The sequence below is a fragment of the Paenibacillus sp. FSL H8-0079 genome (assembly GCF_037991315.1).
GTDB lineage: Bacteria > Bacillota > Bacilli > Paenibacillales > Paenibacillaceae > Paenibacillus.
In genome coordinates, this window is sequence record NZ_CP150300.1 from 3,327,132 (window position 1) to 3,340,556 (window position 13,425).

The following is a 13,425-nucleotide window of genomic DNA, read 5'->3' on the forward strand; positions in this document are numbered from 1 at the left end:
GGGACTAGAGATGGGAATCAATAAATCTCGGCTTGAACCGATTGTCTTCCATACGTTAAATGGTATACTGATGATCGCAATCGCGATTGTTACCCTGTATCCGTTTGTGAATACACTCGCCGTATCGTTCAATGCTGGTAATGACACCATCCGGGGTGGGATATATCTGTGGCCTCGGGTATGGACAGATCAAAACTACAGAGCAGTATTTGCAGGAGGGACCATCTTCAGCGCCTTTGGCATCTCGGTGGCGAGAACGGTTTTAGGAACAGTCTTAAGTCTGTTTCTGACCTCCATGCTAGCATACACACTAAGTCGGAAAGATTATATATTACGTAAACCAATCACCATCTTCGTTGTACTTACGATGTATTTCAGTGCAGGACTTATTCCAACGTATTTCTTGATGAAAGATTTACATTTGTTAAACAACTTCCTGGTGTACATTATTCCTGGACTGATCAGTGCCTTCAATATGATTGTTATTCGGACCTATATCCAGACCCTACCCGAGGGACTGATCGAATCAGCCAAAATTGATGGTGCTGGAGATTTCAGAACATTCATATCCATTATTCTACCGCTGTGCCAACCAGTTCTGGCTACTGTTGCACTGTTTATTGCAGTCGGTCAATGGAACTCTTGGTTTGATACGTTTCTGTATGCATCTTCCAAGCAAAATCTGAGCACGCTGCAATATGAGTTGATGAAATTACTTTCTTCTTCCATGAACTCCAACAGTAGTGCAGCTGTTGCCAATGGTGCAGATCTCGGCGCTGCGCGTAACATGGTCACACCCGTATCTATCCGGGCTGCGATTACGATTGTAGCTGCATTGCCAATCTTGGTCGTATATCCATTTTTACAAAAGTATTTTGTTCATGGCTTGCAGCTTGGCGGGGTAAAAGAGTAAACTTAGAGGCAGTTGCAAATAACTGATCAAAAACGGTCACGATGGTGACCGTTTTTTTTATGTTTTTCAAGCTGTAGAGCATGCCATATCCATTGTACACGAATCTAATCTATTCAATAATGTTGTTGACAATTAATTTAAACTTACTATAATTTATATTTTAATTGATTCACCAGTCAGTCTCTCAAGAACTGTGAAAAGCGCCTGACAATCCCGAACTCTTACCATTTTATTGAGGAGATTGAAGAGAAAATGAAAGTATTAATTGTGGAAGACTCCATATTCGTACAGAAATTGCTTCGAAAGCTGATTGTTGATCATATTCCAGAATGCGAGATTCAGATTGCTAGCAATGGAGAGCAAGGATATAACCTATTTCAGGAGTTCCGACCTGATTTTATAACGACAGACCTGCTGATGCCTGGCTTGAACGGACAAGAAATGCTGCGAATGATCCGGGAAACGGATAACAAAGTCAAGATTATTATCTTATCTGCAGATATTCAGAAGACGACTCGGGATGAAGTAGAGAATCTGGGGATCTCCGGATTTTTGAATAAACCGTTAACAGCGGAAAAAGCAACTACATTAATTCAAATGATTCGGACGGCCTATTATGCTGAATGATATGCAGAAGGATCTGCTTACCGAACTTGTGAACGTTTACGTGGGACAAGCGGCTAACATGTTGTCAGAGATTGTAGACAAACGTATCGTTTTGAATATTCCGGAAGTGGAACTGATCTCTATATCAGATGTTGATCCTGGAGATCGAAGATACAACATTTTCTTCAGTGAAGGTCACCTGTTCAGGTCGTCTTTACAGTTTGGCTACGAATTTCAGGGAAAAGCATTTCTGATGTTTCCTGTTGAGCAGGCTAAAGTGTTGGCCAATATCTGCCTTGGAGAACTGGGTGAGACCATTATACCGGATGATCCGAGCTTGATGGATACCGATCTGGACGTGCTAAAAGAAGTTAGTAATGTGCTGCTTAATGCCATTATTGGAGAATTCGGAAATTTCCTGGAGATCAAACTGGAATATGTACTGCCTGATATTGAGCTAATCTATGTTACCAATTCAGATCAACAAATACTGTTGCAGAATGAAGTGTATGTGCTGGTGCTGCACACATCGTTTTTACTTGCCGATACCGATGTGACAGGCATTATTGTTATAGCGCTAAGTATGAACTCCATATCGAGCCTGTTGGCCAAAATGGACGCTTTGCTGGAGGCAGACCATGGGTAATCTCGTATCCCAAGCTTTGAACAAAGCTAATATGGGAATTATGATTGTCGATAGACACCTGAAAGTTGTGGTGTGGAATGGCTGGTTGGAACGCCTTACTGGCAAGAGTAGGGAAGAAGTCGTTGGCCAGAATCTGCTTGAAGTGTGTCCACGCTTTAAGTCCAATGTTTACCTGAATATTTTGCAAAATGCGCTGTATCATGGTCAGAGCAGATTTTGCTCAAGCGCTTTACATAAAGCGTTTATTCTCCCTAATGAAGGCGAGGATGAACATTTAATCAGACAAAATATGCATGTTGAACCGCTTTATCAGGAAGATCGCTGTTATGCCCTAATTCAGATTACTGATATGACAAACATGAACACCCGGGTATATAAACTTAAAAACCTGATTAAGGAGCTTGAGACCGAGTACACCAAAATCAAAATTTCCGAGAAGATCAGCAAGCATATGTCCCTGCATGATCCACTTACCGGTCTGCCTAATCGTCTTGCTTATAATGACCGTCTTGCATGGGCCATCAGCAATGCTCAAAGAAGTGATAGCAAACTTGCTGTCATGTTTGTGGATGCTGACGGATTCAAGCAAGTGAATGATACATATGGACACGATGTTGGTGATCAAGTGTTGCTGGAGATGGCCAAGCGATTAAGCGAAACGATTCCAACGACAGACACTGTGGCACGTCTTGGCGGGGATGAATTCATCATATTAAGCCACCTGAAGGAAGATCACGATGCTGAAATCATCGCCAAACAATTGGAAGCGGCATTCAGCACCCATTTCAAGATTGCCGGAAATTATATCAACCTTTCGATCAGTATTGGCATAAGCCTTTTTCCAAAGCATGGACAGGAACCTTCCGAACTTTTGAGACATGCGGATCGAGCCATGTACAAGATTAAGAAGAACGGAAAGAACGGATACGGAATCTTTGAACCAGAAAGTGATGAATAAACATAAATATGTCATTTCTTAAAGTTGCTGCATAGCAACTTTATTTGTCTATACAATTAACATAAGGAAAAATACGTTTTCTCCTAAACGGTGAACGCCTGGTTACTTCATATTTGGAAGGGCAGGCGTTTTTTATATAAGATTTGAATCATTTATTTTTAGAAATCGGTTGAATATCGATGTAACTGCTCCATATCCAACACCTTTATTGTTCTATTTTCCTTAATGATGATCTGCTCCTGGGCCAAATCGCTTAACAATCTTCTAATATGTCGATCGGAGATTCCCATCATGCTTGAAATATCTTTCATGACAAAAGGAATCGTTGCTGATTCAAATTTCTCCGAGGTTTGCAGAATATATTTACACAGCTTATTTTTTGCAGGATATAACAATGACCTTGCATTTTTTATTGAAGACTTCATGAGTTTATCCGTGAGAACCGTACACATATGCGATAAAAAAGTGACTGATTTGGTCAAATGCGAATGTACAATCTGCAAAGGGATCAGTAGAATGGTTGACGGTACAACAGCGACAGCAGTATGAAGATAATTGCATTGTTGAAAAAATTCCAAGTCACCCAACACTCCATTTTTTTCTACATAATCGACAACGGCTACGTTTCCTTGATCAGAATAATTGTGAATGGCAACCCTGCCTTCAATTACGATATAAAAGTACTGCAATTCGTTGCCTGAGACGACAACCGTCTCGTTTTTCTTATACATTTTCACTTGCAGATTGGTCAAAGCTTCATCGGTAATGATTTCCTGTAAATTTGCTTTGAGGACCGCTGCTGTGATATCAGGGTTGACTTTTATGGGCATAACACGTGAGGACTCCTTTACTAACTATTTTAGATCAACCATTTTCTCCCGATCATCATACACAAAGTAATTATTTGATGTACTCTCCAAAAGGCGGACATTTGTCCTTATTGACAGTCCTTTTTAAATATTATACTTACCTCGAATTATAAAACAACGGATTGGTACATAGGGGGAACTTATGATGAACAGTATTATTGATGATCAAAGTTTGGCTAGTGCGGGGTTAGTGAGAATGCAGTGGTTTAGAGAGAGAATGCCTTTGATCACAGAAGTGAATCAATTGTTTCAAGAGCAGCAAGTCCTTAAAGGAATGACTATCGCGATCAGTATGCATATTGAGCCCAAAACGGGATTCTGGGTAGAGGGTCTTCTAGCGAGTGGGGCTGCACATATCTATTTGGTCGGGTGTCTTGGAACAACGAAGAAGGATACCGCAGCATACCTGGCATCACTACCTAATGTCACGGTTTTAGCGAAAGAAGGAGATCGTTATGACGATCACAAACGTTACCTACAGATGGTCATGGAACATAAAATCGATCTCTTCCTCGACAATGGTGCAAGCCTGATTCTTGCTCACGATGAACTGAAACCTGATTGGAACCCAATTGGTGCAAACGAAGAGACACGTACAGGAAGGTTGCTGATTGAGAAGAGTGGGGTACAGCCTGATTATCCCGTTATCGTGATTGATGACTCGCCCTTGAAGCAGACTTTTGAGAACGCGCTGGGTGTTGGACAGTCTGTTGTAGATGGTTTCATGCGCACAACCAGTCTTCTCGTTGGAGGGAAAAAGGTTCTTGTTGTGGGATACGGATATTGCGGTAGCGGCATTGCTAAAAAGTTCCGGGGATTAGGTGCGATTACGTTAGTCTATGACATGAATCCTGTTAATCTCTTAAATGCAAAAACAGACGGGCATTGGGTTGGGGAACTGCACGAATTAATCCCCGAAGCGGATGTGATCATTACGGCAACTGGATCTTTTAATGTCATAACCGAGCAGCATATCCCTTACTTCAAAGAAAAAGTTATTCTTGCAAACTCAGGGCACTACGGTTTTGAAATCAATGTGGAAGAAATCAAGCAAGCTTCTCAATCCGTTGAAGTCGTGAAAGAAGGTATCGAACGAATCACGTTTGCAGAGAAAAGTATCTATTTGCTTCATCATGCAAACCCTCTTAATTTGGCAGGAGCTGACGGTAATCCCATTGAGATTATGGACATGGGATTTGCACTGATATCCTATTCTGCCTATCGCATTATTACGAATGCGGAATCACTGCAACATGGGTTGCAACCCGTCCCGAAAGATATTGATAGTCAAGTTGGTAAGTTATTTATGAACTCTATTCAATAGAGTTAGTATGTTAATTTTATTTTTGGTGTTGTTTTACTATGAAGCGCAGGGGTGTGAAGACGAGCGATAAGTCGGTGGCTCCTGATGGGAAGCAAGCTAATATTAAACCATAGGATTAGTGTTGGTAGCACAATATTGAGAGAGACCAGAGTATGGCCCAATTGAGAGCCGCTAAATTAGCGGCTTTTTTGGATTTTATTAAATAAGGAGAAAAACATATCGTCCCCCTTAACAAATATATCTAATATGGAACCCTATTGAGCATATTGATTTGCTTATGCTGGCTGAGAATGCAAACTTTATGAAGGGTTACGTGTTTTGAACACTTTGAAGAAAATTGAACTGTATAGGTATGCCATCACCATAGGGATCAGATATGAAACGTAAGACCAGAAGATATTCCATCCATTAAAATACCACACTTTTCCGTACTCTTTGGCGATCCACTCAACAATAGTCAACATGAGAGCTGATACAAATACGGCTATCCATGGATGTGCTCGATGTCTGTTAATAAAGTATATCATGAGACATCCAGCCATAGGGAAGAGACCCACATCAAAAGGAAGAGCTGCAAAGGAGCGATTCGTGAATTCCGGAGCAAGATGCCAAAAGTAATTAAAACCAATATTATTGAATACGGTGGAAGTTGCGACACCAAATGGAAAAAAAATCAGGAGCAAGTTTAGGCTTTTTCTTAATATCCAGCAACCCACAACAATAGGGATCACAAAGCCCAATATCACATTCAACAACATAAAATCACTCCCTTGTAGATGATTTCACTATTGTTGACTGAATTCCTTCTTATAAACATGTCTTACACGTTGTATTCTAAGCTTGCGTTGTCTCACCGTATTCTCTACCGTAGTCCGCCATCTTTTCAAGGATCGGAAGTAATTTGATTCCCTTGTCTGTTAATGAGTACTCGACGCGTGGAGGAACTTCCGGATAGACATCCCGTTGAATAACGCCATCATTCTCCAATTCTTTAAGCTGCTTTGTAAGAGAGCCTTGAGAGAGATCTCCAAGGAATTTTTTGATATCCGTATAACGGCGTGTTTCGTCTTTTAGATACCATAATATAAAATATTTCCATCGTCCGGAAAGGACATTCTGAGTAAACGCTATGGCGTACATGTCACTTTTTCCATCTATAAAGTCTTGATCAAATCCTTCGTTGCATACTCTCATTCATATCACTCCTGATCCAAAGGTACAAAAAGATGTACTATGTTCATTTAAATTGCCCTCTTTGCAAACAAAAAGAATACACCTATGATGTTGTCAACACCAAAACAATTTTAGCTTACCTAAAATGTGAAAGATTAATAACGATATCTTGATTTTATAGTTAGCAAGCTAAATAAATATACCATAGAAAGGAGTGACTGATAAGGGCATATAGCAAGTAGAAGGAAATAGGGATGCGTCTTCTAGATTTACATGGTTGGAGACAAACTGATATTCGATCATACCGTGAACTATAACAAGGGAGTTGTTTAATAATGAGCAAAAAAATTCGTACAGGAATCATAGGAGCTTCAATTAATAACGGATGGGCAAGTGGCACACATATTCCAGCTATTCAGCATTTGGATGAATTCGAGCTTACAGCGGTTGGGACAAGTAATATGGTAAGTGCAAAGAAAAGCGCAGAAGCTTTCCGCACAGATCACGGATTTGATAACAGCGAGGAGTTGGCTCATCATACCGATGTTGATATGGTGGTTGTTAGCATTAACGTTAGGGAGCATTATAATGCAGTCAAGGCCATCGCTCCTGCTGGCAAACCAATCTATTGTGAATGGCCACTAGGGTCGAATACAGATGAAGCCTTGGAAATGCAGGAATGGATAGCTTCCGCACAACTGCCAAATGCGATTGGATTACAGGCCAGACAAGCTCCGGCCGTTCAATATGTAAAAGATTTATTGGCAGAGGGTTATGTTGGGAAAGTTTTGTCTGCCAACCTGAAGATCTCTATAGATGGCATGGGTGGCGTTGGTGACAAGTCGAGTGCGTACTTGTTTGACCGGAAAGTTGGAGGGAATTTGCTGACCATTGTAGGTGGACACAATCTGGATGCATTTACCTATATGCTTGGGGACTTTACAGAATTATCTGCCACCACAGCTCAACAGTTTCCAGAAGTTGAATTGGTTGATATTCAGAAAGTCATCAAGAAAACAACGGATGATCAGATCATGATTACAGGAAAATTGACTAATGGTGCAGCAGCCAGCGTTCATATTCAAGGTGGAGTTAAACATCAGACAGGACTCACACTTGAAATTTTCGGAGACAAAGGAACCATCGTGCTGAGTGCACCTGCATCCATTCAATTCGGATCACACCAATTACGCGGTGCGGGATCAATGGACAACGAACTTCGTGAACTACGTATTCCTGATTCCTATTACTATGCTCCTGATTCACTTAAATCCGACTCTGGATTTGTTCTGAATATAGCTCAAGCTTATCGCAAGTTCGCGCAAGATATTCAAGAAGGCACTACCTTAGCACCTACTTTCGCGGATGCGGTGATACTTCATCAGTTACTGGATGCCGTCGAGAAATCAGCACAGACCGGTGAACGTCAATATCTATAATCTTCAAGGAGAAAAACGTTATGAATAAAAGAAGAGAAATGCAACTGGCTTTACAGATGGTTTCGGGTTATGGAGCCGAATTTAGCGCATGGAGAATGCCTGGCACGGATCCTGCAGCTTACACCAATATGGATAGTTATGTAGAACGGGCTAAATTAGCTGAACAAGGAAAATTTCAAATGATTTTCATTGCTGACACTCCAGGATTATCCAATAATTTAGGCCCACAGACACCTATGTTTCCTATGGACCCCCTGCTGGCACTGATGGCCGTGGCAAGAGAGACCACGCACATCGGATTAGTTGCTACGCTGTCTACGACATTTAATTATCCCTACAACATTGCACGTCAGTTCAAAGCATTGGATGTAATCAGTCATGGACGTGTGGGATGGAATGCGGTTACCACATCCGATCCTGCAGCAGCGGCAAACTTTGGGGCACGTGTGGCAAGTCGCCAGGAACGTTATGCCAGAGCACATGAAAGCATTCAGATGGTTCAGTCCTTATGGGGAAGTTGGGAATCCGATGCTTGGACGTTAGATGTGGATGGAGGGGAATTTGCGGATATGAACAAAATCCGGCCTATTAACCTTCAAGGTCAATATTATGCATCTCGTGGTCCTCTACCGATTCCTCCATCCGAGCAAGGACAGCCGGTTATTTTCCAAGCTGGAGGAGGAAGTGAGGGACTTGAGTTGGCGGGGAAATACGCTTCAGGTGTATATGCTAATCCATATGACATAGAGTCCGCTCGTGAACAGAGACTAGCTATTCAACAAAGTGCTATTCGTTTCGGTCGAAACCCAGATGATATCAAAATGTTTGCAGGGTTTATGTTTTCTCTGGCTGCTACGGAAGAAGAAGCGCTGGAACGTCGAAAACAACTCATGAGTTTTAATCCTGAGGAGATACCCAATCGGGTAAGTTACCTTGGTTCCATGATCGGTATACCGCTCTCGGTAAACTCGGTAGATATTGATAAACCATTAGAACCAAACTTGTTGAGAAATGCATATGCCAACCCAATGGACCCCCGTTCCGCAAGGGCTTTGAAGTTACTTTTAGAAGGATTAACGATTCGCGATGTTCTGGCTCATGGCGTTATTAACTATCACCCAGTGGTTGCGGGTACTCCCGTACAAGTTGCTGATTTCTTGGAAGAATGGTTTTTGGAAGGTGCATGTGATGGATTCTCAGTCGTGCCCGATGTATCTTTTGATGGCGTTGCAGATTTTGTAAATCAGGTAGTACCTATCTTGCAGGAGCGCGGTTTGTTCCATAGAGAATATGAAGGGAAAACACTACGAGAGAATATGGGTGTTCCTTATGAATATGGAATGCGGGAAAATGAAATAACTAGATAGAGGAGAGAGTTTTTATGAATAACACACTTGAATTGCTTCATAACCATACATCGTATCGATCTTACACATCTCAACCTCTGACAGCAGAGCAACGAGATGCAATCTTTCAGGCAGCTAATCAAACTTCATCGTTCAGTCTTCTGCAGGCTGTATCCATTATTCGCATCACAGATCCAGTTCTTCGAGAAAAAGTTAGACATCTCTGTGTCGATCAACCCTATATTGAAGAAGCGGCAGAATTCTGGATCTTCTGTGCAGATTTCAACCGAAATCATGAAATCGCTCCGTATGTGGATATTGAATATATTGAATTTCTATTGATTGGTTCATTCGATGCCGGCCTGATGGCACAAAATGCGTTAACCGCGGCCGAATCGATGGGACTTGGCGGAGTGTTCATTGGTGGGGTCAGAGCCAATATTAGCGAGCTATCTGACGTATTAAATCTACCGAAATATGTTATCCCTCTGGTGGGATTATGTATCGGTAATCCAGCTGGAGATAAGCCGGAACTGAAACCTCGGCTCCCTCAATCCATGGTATTACTTGATAATCAATACCAACCAATGGATCAAGAGAAATTAGCAATCTATGATGAGACCATGCTGAAGTATTATGAAAATCGTCCGACAAGAGCTCCTTTCACTGTGAAAAAAGTAAAAGGATGGAGTGACCATATCCAAGATCACCTCGAGAGAAGTATTCAGCCGCAAATGATGGCCTATTTGAACAAGCAAGGTTTTGCCAAAAAATAAGCTTTACGATAAATCCAATCTTTTTGAACTTTAGAGTTGCCGCCAATAGGCGGTGCTCTAAGGTAAATTGACAACTGTAATTTTTCGTGATACATTTAGTGCACTAAATATCATTCAGATGACAGGAGGGGATAATTCATGACAGATGCAGTAGATTGTGATATTCGACAGTCGTTAGATCGAATTTCTTCCCAAATGCGTCGGAATTATAGTGAGTCTCTTAGGGAACTAAATCTCTATGTAGGGCAAGATAAATTGTTGTATCATTTGTGGTTGGGAGATGGGGTAACCCAGATGCAACTGTGTGAACACTTGAAATGTGAACCGCCAACGGTAACGAACATGGTTAAATCACTGGAGCAGAACGGATTTATATATCGTAAACGTGATGTACAAGATGCACGGATCATGCGTATTTATCTAACGGACAAAGGAAAAGCATTAGAAAAGCCGGTGGATATTAAATGGAGGGAACAGCAGGCGAAATTGCTTCAATCCATTTCGACGGAAGATCGGTTGATATTAAGACAACTAATGCAACAAATGGAGAGGAATATAGTGTAAATCTGTATTTCTTCGATTAATACTTAGCTTGCTAAATATAATTTCCGAATGTAGTCAAGCTTGTTTCTGCAAATAAAAACATAGAAGCGTAGTTGATTGATAAAAAGAAGATCCATTCCAATACCAGTGAGAGAGAGGGATAACAATATGTCTAATAAACAATTTGAGATAGAAGACAACACACAAGATGATTTATTGCAAAATCTCCAGAATCACCGCCAGATGTGCACTGTTATAACGACTAACGGAGTTCATCTGAAAGGCATAATCGAAGGTTTTGATCGGTATGATATTATTATAATTTCAACAGCAGGAAGAAAAAGTTTGTTAAGTAAAAAAGCAATATCTACCATTATTACAGAAGAATGATAAGTATATCTGGGAATGAGTTTGTATCCATTCTTGCACCAGAATCTATGCTTTTCATATTTATACCGTTATAAAAGCGCAACAAACGATATCGCAGTAGCGTCTATTCATCCATAGAATAGCAACAGGAGTGAAATAGATGCATGTTAAATGGATGACGATTATAGGTGGCGTTCTCGGATCTATGCTTATAGGTGCGTCGAGTGCAGCTGCGGAAGAACGTTTTGTCGATCTGCAGCACTCAAAGTGGGCAGAAGATGGCATTGAATACATGGCGAAGCGTGGAACAGTAGCGGGATATGGCAATAGAATATTCAAACCGGAGGCACAGGTGACAAGGGCACAAGCCGTTACTTTTATGGTTCGGGAGCTATATCCAGAGCAGCTTCAAAAAGAAGTAGTAGGCACGACATATTCGGATGTTCCAACTACACACCCCTTCCATCGAGAGATCACAATAGCAGCCAAAAATGGACTTGCGAGCGGTTTCCCTAACGGGACCTTTCGACCGGACGCACCGCTAAGCCGCGCAGAGACTGCGGCGTTCCTTACACGGGCATATTCACTTGCAGAAGGTAATGAACCCGCAAGATGGACAGATACGGACAGGCATTGGGCAGCAGCACCTATTCTTATCATGAGTTCCAATGGTCTGGTCGGCGGATATTCGGATGCTACTTTTCGTCCAAATCAATCTGTCACGCGCGCTGAATATGCCGTATTTATGGCGCGTGTGATTCGGTTTGAACGCGAAGTCGCCATCCGGACACAAGATTGGGATAAGCTGATCTCCTATATGACGGTAAGTGAGCAAGTTGGCCAGATGCTTATGCCTGACATCAGGCAGTGGAATGGTAAAGCGACGACGACCGTTAATGAAGGACTGAAACGCAGTATCCATGATCAGGACCTGGGAGGACTCATTCTTTTCGATAAAAATATTGTAGACGTGAAGCAGCTTACAACGTTCACACACCATCTGCAAAGGGAAGCCGGTGATATTCCTCTGTTTCTTAGTATCGACCAAGAAGGAGGCGTTATTAAGCGCATTCCAGGCGGGACGAATCTGCCGGGTCAAATGGCGCTTGGCGCAACGGGAGACACTGTACTGGCTCAAGCCGCCGGGCAGCTGACAGGGGAGGAGCTGAAGGCACTGGGACTGCAGATTAACTTTGCGCCAGTGCTAGACATCAACAGCAATCCGGACAACCCCATCATTGGCATCCGATCTTTTGGCTCGAATGCAGATTTGGTGACGCGGCTTGGTCTCGCCACAATACAGGGCTTACAGCAATCCGGGGTGATGGCGGCAGTGAAGCATTTTCCGGGGCATGGAGATACGCAGGTAGACTCCCATCTCGGAATGCCGGTATTAACTCATAATCGGGAGCGTCTTGATGCGGTAGAGTTAAAACCGTTTCGGGCTGCAATCGAGAATGGGGTAGAGATGATTATGACCGCACATATTGCTTTCCCTGCCATAGATAACGAGCATGTCACTTCACTCAAAGACGGAGAGCGTGTGCCGATCCCGGCCACCTTATCGAAAAAGGTACTGACCGGACTGCTTCGCGGAGAGCTAGGATATGAAGGTCTTATCATTTCAGATGCGTTTACCATGAATGCAATTGCGGAGCATTTTGGGGAGAATACATCGGTAGAACGCGCCGTTTCCGCAGGTGTTGATATCATCCTTATGCCGAAAGATTCAGCAGCCGCCCATCAAACGCTGGTGAATGCAGTGAACAATGGCATTTTAGCGGATGAAACCATACATGCATCCGTCAAGAGAATCTTGGAGATGAAATCGAAATATGGTTTGTTTGAACGCAGCGAATCGCTTGAACAAAAGCTAGCTCAGCTTAACGGGATTATCGGATCGAAGGCGCATCGGGAAATTGAGCGGGAAATCGCAGAGCGAGCAGTCACTGTACTCAGTAGCCGCGAAGGTGTGCTTCCTGATCCAATTAAGCAAGGCGATCGGGTTGTTATTGTCGCAGCCGAGCAGGAACAGGCAAAACAGCTTGAGAAGCAGCTATTGCAAGCCGCTAATAACCTGTCATTAAAGACAGAAATATCAGTTGTTGGTCAAGGTAAAATGAACGAAACGCTCCAGGCGATTGGCAAAGCAGATTACGTCATTCTTGCTTCTTACCAATTCCGTAATGTGGCCAGCCAGTTTGGATGGAGCGATTATCAAACCTTGATTAATGCGATGAACAAGAATGATCAGCGATACACGCTGTTGTCTCTTGGTAACCCTTACGAAATGATTTATTTGCAGGACGTGCGCTCAGGGATTGCTGTGTATGGAAAGCAGGAGACTAATACGTCTGCTGGAATCAAAGTATTGCTTGGCCAACTGAAAGCTGGAGGAAAGTTACCCGTACAAACGGATTAAATGATACTTTATAGAACATTAATGTAAACAAGTGAAAAAGA

General features: G+C 42.4%; 14 protein-coding genes. 11 read left to right on the plus strand and 3 right to left on the minus strand.

The window, feature by feature from the left end:
- Positions 1–10: 10 nt before the first annotated feature.
- From MHI06_RS14860 to MHI06_RS14875, 4 genes are all read left to right on the plus strand, one after another.
- On the plus strand, positions 11–913 hold the full coding sequence (locus MHI06_RS14860) for a carbohydrate ABC transporter permease (protein WP_062834432.1): 903 nt from the start codon (positions 11–13) through the stop codon (positions 911–913).
- Positions 914–1,165: 252 nt separating this feature from the next.
- Entirely contained in the window at positions 1,166–1,540 is a 375-nt protein-coding gene (locus MHI06_RS14865; RefSeq protein WP_340402008.1) for a response regulator, read from the plus strand.
- Positions 1,530–2,165: a chemotaxis protein CheC gene (locus MHI06_RS14870; protein ID WP_169479423.1), complete on the plus strand. Its 636-nt coding sequence runs from the start codon at positions 1,530–1,532 to the stop codon at positions 2,163–2,165. Before MHI06_RS14865 ends, MHI06_RS14870 begins: the two co-directional genes overlap by 11 nt.
- Positions 2,158–3,123, plus strand: coding sequence for a sensor domain-containing diguanylate cyclase (locus MHI06_RS14875; protein ID WP_340402009.1), 966 nt, complete (start codon positions 2,158–2,160; stop codon positions 3,121–3,123). Before MHI06_RS14870 ends, MHI06_RS14875 begins: the two co-directional genes overlap by 8 nt.
- 158 nt (positions 3,124–3,281) lie before the next feature.
- Here the strand turns inward: MHI06_RS14875 and MHI06_RS14880 are convergent, their stop codons facing one another.
- Positions 3,282–3,953 (minus strand): Crp/Fnr family transcriptional regulator, encoded by a 672-nt coding sequence (locus MHI06_RS14880; protein ID WP_340402010.1) that lies wholly within the window; start codon positions 3,951–3,953, stop codon positions 3,282–3,284.
- A 181-nt stretch (positions 3,954–4,134) separates the two neighbouring features.
- On the opposite strand from MHI06_RS14880, the gene MHI06_RS14885 reads away from it, so the two are divergent.
- A complete protein-coding gene (locus MHI06_RS14885) occupies positions 4,135–5,316 on the plus strand; it encodes an adenosylhomocysteinase (protein ID WP_340402011.1) in 1,182 nt (393 codons plus the stop codon).
- Positions 5,317–5,615: 299 nt separating this feature from the next.
- Here MHI06_RS14885 and MHI06_RS14890 read toward each other — a convergent pair whose 3' ends face one another.
- On the minus strand, positions 5,616–6,074 hold the full coding sequence (locus MHI06_RS14890; RefSeq protein ID WP_340402012.1) for a CBO0543 family protein: 459 nt from the start codon (positions 6,072–6,074) through the stop codon (positions 5,616–5,618).
- A 76-nt stretch (positions 6,075–6,150) separates the two neighbouring features.
- Positions 6,151–6,510, minus strand: coding sequence for a helix-turn-helix domain-containing protein (locus tag MHI06_RS14895; RefSeq protein WP_340402013.1), 360 nt, complete (start codon positions 6,508–6,510; stop codon positions 6,151–6,153).
- A gap of 314 nt (positions 6,511–6,824) precedes the next feature.
- On the opposite strand from MHI06_RS14895, the gene MHI06_RS14900 reads away from it, so the two are divergent.
- The 6 genes from MHI06_RS14900 to MHI06_RS14925 all read left to right on the plus strand — a co-directional run bounded on the left by MHI06_RS14900 (position 6,825) and on the right by MHI06_RS14925 (position 13,384).
- A complete protein-coding gene (locus MHI06_RS14900; protein ID WP_340402015.1) occupies positions 6,825–7,928 on the plus strand; it encodes a Gfo/Idh/MocA family oxidoreductase in 1,104 nt (367 codons plus the stop codon).
- A 20-nt stretch (positions 7,929–7,948) separates the two neighbouring features.
- The gene (locus MHI06_RS14905) at positions 7,949–9,295 is read left to right on the plus strand and encodes an NtaA/DmoA family FMN-dependent monooxygenase (RefSeq protein WP_340402016.1); all 1,347 of its coding nucleotides are present in this window, start codon (positions 7,949–7,951) and stop codon (positions 9,293–9,295) included.
- 14 nt (positions 9,296–9,309) lie between these two features.
- Complete coding sequence (gene nfsA, locus MHI06_RS14910) at positions 9,310–10,050, plus strand: oxygen-insensitive NADPH nitroreductase (RefSeq protein WP_340402017.1); 741 nt, start codon at positions 9,310–9,312, stop codon at positions 10,048–10,050.
- A 138-nt stretch (positions 10,051–10,188) separates the two neighbouring features.
- The gene (locus MHI06_RS14915) at positions 10,189–10,614 is read left to right on the plus strand and encodes a MarR family winged helix-turn-helix transcriptional regulator (RefSeq protein ID WP_340402018.1); all 426 of its coding nucleotides are present in this window, start codon (positions 10,189–10,191) and stop codon (positions 10,612–10,614) included.
- Between the two features lie 147 nt (positions 10,615–10,761).
- A complete protein-coding gene (locus tag MHI06_RS14920; RefSeq protein ID WP_169479406.1) occupies positions 10,762–10,983 on the plus strand; it encodes an RNA chaperone Hfq in 222 nt (73 codons plus the stop codon).
- Between the two features lie 139 nt (positions 10,984–11,122).
- Complete coding sequence (locus tag MHI06_RS14925) at positions 11,123–13,384, plus strand: glycoside hydrolase family 3 N-terminal domain-containing protein (protein ID WP_340402019.1); 2,262 nt, start codon at positions 11,123–11,125, stop codon at positions 13,382–13,384.
- Positions 13,385–13,425: the final 41 nt, after the last annotated feature.